Annotated in this window: 3 protein-coding genes; all 3 read left to right on the top strand. The window is 38.7% G+C overall.

All coding sequences use genetic code 11. The features are described 5' to 3' along the window. The first annotated feature begins 42 nt into the window (after positions 1-42). A complete protein-coding gene (locus tag GX437_13465) occupies positions 43-402 on the top strand; it encodes a hypothetical protein (GenBank protein ID NLJ08662.1) in 360 nt (119 codons plus the stop codon). A 986-nt stretch (positions 403-1,388) separates the two neighbouring features. Then, positions 1,389-2,258, top strand: coding sequence for a LytTR family transcriptional regulator (locus GX437_13460; GenBank protein ID NLJ08661.1), 870 nt, complete (start codon positions 1,389-1,391; stop codon positions 2,256-2,258). Between the two features lie 110 nt (positions 2,259-2,368). Continuing rightward, a partial coding sequence (locus GX437_13455; GenBank protein ID NLJ08660.1) for a B12-binding domain-containing radical SAM protein occupies positions 2,369-2,959 on the top strand: 591 nt, incomplete at its 3' end.

Below are 2,959 nucleotides of genomic sequence, written 5' to 3'. Positions count from 1 at the left end.
CTTGATTATCTAAGCATTTATGTTAAAAAATACAAGGGACAAATGACCTGGATCGGACATCCTGCCTACACAGCTTACAATGACACTCTTTTGTCGGTTCCTGAAACCCTTTTTAAAAAGGTATCTGATGAAAAAGGCTGGGCAACAAGCCCTTCAAAAATGACAGAATACCGGAATGCCATTGAAAACATTCAGGTTTTTGTTAAAGGGAATCAGAAAGGCTGCTCAGTAACGTTTAAACAAAATCAAATCAGAAAAATAGAAGGATTTACTCTTGTTCTCCACCAGGAACCAAAGCAGGTCAAAGTGAAATACGGAAGTAAAAAACTCATGCAAAATGAAAAATCCTGGTTTTTGGTTTTTGACGCTTATGAAGGACAGGAGATAACAATCACTTATTAGACAGTTGTGAAATCCATTAAGTCATTAATATTCAATTTTTTACAAGTCTTATTGCCTTGCAAAGGTTATGGTATGATAAACTCACCCCCGGCCCCTCTCTTTCGAAAAGAGAGGGGAGCTTCTACCGTTTCCTGATTTTAAGATTGTCTCATAAAACAAAAAATCAATATCCGTTCAAGTCCCGTAGGGACGACATTGTTTGTGTATCAACTCACCCCCGGCCCCTCTCTTTCAAAAAGAGAGGGGAGTTTATACCGTTTCCTGATTTTAAGATTGTTTCATAAAACAAAAAATCAATACCCACTCGAGTCCCGTAGGGAGGATTTTGGGGAAACAGTATCTAACTCACCCCCGGCCCCTCTCTTTCGAAAAGAGAGGGGAGCTTATAACGTTTCCGGATTTTATGATTGTTTCATAAAACAAAAATCTACACCCACTCAAGTCCCGTAGAGAGGATTTTTGGGAAACAGTATCTAACTCACCCCCAGCCCCTCTCTTTCAAAAAGAGAGGGGTGCTTATACCGTTTCCTGATTTTAAAATTGTCTCATAAAACAAAAATCAATACCCACTCAAGTCCCGTAGAGAGGATTTTTTGGAAACAGTATCTAACTCACCCCCGGCCCCTCTCTTTCGAAAAGAGAGGGGAGCTTATACCGTTTCCTGATTTTAAAATTGTCTCATAAAACAAAAAATCAATATCCGTTTAAGTCCCGTAGGGACGATCTTTTGGTAACATCAACAAAAAAAAAGAGCCAAGTCCCGTAGGGACGGCCTTATAATTTTTCGCTCCTTTCATTGCCTCACTTTTGCATAAATGCATTTTTTCCAAACATAACAATTTGCTTTTATGGGGAAATCATAACAAGGTCGCCCGGTATGTTCCCGATTTTATTCATTTGCTTTCAGTCACCGGGTCTTTAATTCCTTCCGTAAAATTATTCAGGTTTGATTATCTTTGAACGTATAATTTTAACAGATTTTTTTGATGAATGACAAAATCAACCGGATTATTGCACAGGTAAAGGCAGAGGCAGGCTTATCTGTTGGCATCAGTCTGGGCATTTACCTTTTTATTCTCTTCTTTCAGCCTTTTCCGTTTAAAAATCCCGAACTTAATGATAATCTGGTACTTGTGGCTGGACTGGCTGCTATTGTTTTTTTCTTCATTATGCTCTCCAGGGATATAATCCCCGTTGTGTTTGAAAAGCAGGAAAATACTGAAAATGAAATGGTTTTTCCTCAATATGCCGGCAGTTTGCTGATGCTTGTCTTAAGTACAACAGCTTTTGCTTTCTATCTTCGTTATGTGGCAGGTATCGAGATTACCTTTTTCATCATGTTTAAGGTTCTGTTGATTTGCCTGGCTCCGCCTGTCCTTTTGCGTTACTACGACATTATGAATGAATTAAAAAACCGTCAGGAAGAATTAATCCTTGAAAAGAAAGGTCTTCAAAAAAAGGTGGAGCAATTTGGTATGGATGTACTACAGAAGACCATCGTCATCAATTCCGAAAACAAATCAGAAAACATTAGTCTTCCGGCAAAAGATTTAGTTTTAATCCGTTCAGCCGACAACTATGCCGAGATTTTTTTTCTGGAAGAAGGACAAATCAAAAGAGCGCTTCTCAGAAACACCCTGAAAAACATTGAAAATCAATTGTCAGTCTTCCCCAATTTTGTCCGTTGCCACCGGGCATTTATCGTCAACAGCATTTATGTCGAAAGAATGGAAAAAAGCTTTGGCAATCATTTTCTGCTGATCAAGGGCTTTGAGGAAAAAATCCCTGTTTCAAGGGTATATCTATTGAAAATTAAAGAGTTTGTAACATCCTCACCTAAAGATCAAAGGGATTAACAATTACCATTTATCCCTAAACACCGGCATTTATCCCATTTTACCTTCATTTGTCCCTGTTTTTTCGGTTCCTCATTTCTGAAGTATATTTTTGCCTGAAATTTTTCATCATGAATATATTACTCATCTCTCCCGAATATCCTGATTCGTTCTGGAGTTTCAAACATGCCCTGCGATTTGTATCCAAAAAGGCAGCAGTTCCTCCCCTCGGACTGATTACTGTTTCAGCCATGTTGCCAAAGGAGTGGCATAAAAAACTGATTGACATGAATATATATAAACTGCAGGAAAAAGATATTGCTTGGGCCGACTACGTGTTTATCAGCGCCATGTATATTCAGAAAAAGTCGGTAGATGAAGTCATTGCATTATGTCTGAAAAACAAAACTGCCATTGTTGCCGGAGGGCCTCTGTTTACGCAGGAATATGTTAATTATCCGCAAATCAATCATTTCATTCTCAACGAAGCAGAAATCACACTCCCCCCATTTCTGAATGCCATTCAAACAGGAAAAACTCCTGAAAGGATTTATCAAACCAACGAATATGCTGATTTATCACATACTCCTGTTCCTGACTATCACTTATTGTCAGTGAAAGACTATGCTTTTATGAGCATACAGGTTTCGAGGGGATGTCCGTTTAACTGTGATTTCTGTGAAATTACTTCCCTTTTGGGACATAAGGTCAGGATGCAACCG

The sequence above is a fragment of the Sphingobacteriales bacterium genome (assembly GCA_012517435.1).
Classification (GTDB): Bacteria; Bacteroidota; Bacteroidia; order CAILMK01; family JAAYUY01; genus JAAYUY01.
The sequence above is the reverse complement of the archived record's forward strand: the minus strand, read 5'-3'. Positions and strand labels throughout refer to the sequence as shown.

Bases quoted from the DNA above. Each gene is read 5' to 3' on its own strand.
- GX437_13465 (NLJ08662.1), top strand. From the start codon at position 43: ATGACCTGGATCGGACATCCTGCCTACACAGCTTACAATGACACTCTT.
- GX437_13460 (NLJ08661.1), top strand. From the start codon at position 1,389: ATGAATGACAAAATCAACCGGATTATTGCACAGGTAAAGGCAGAGGCA.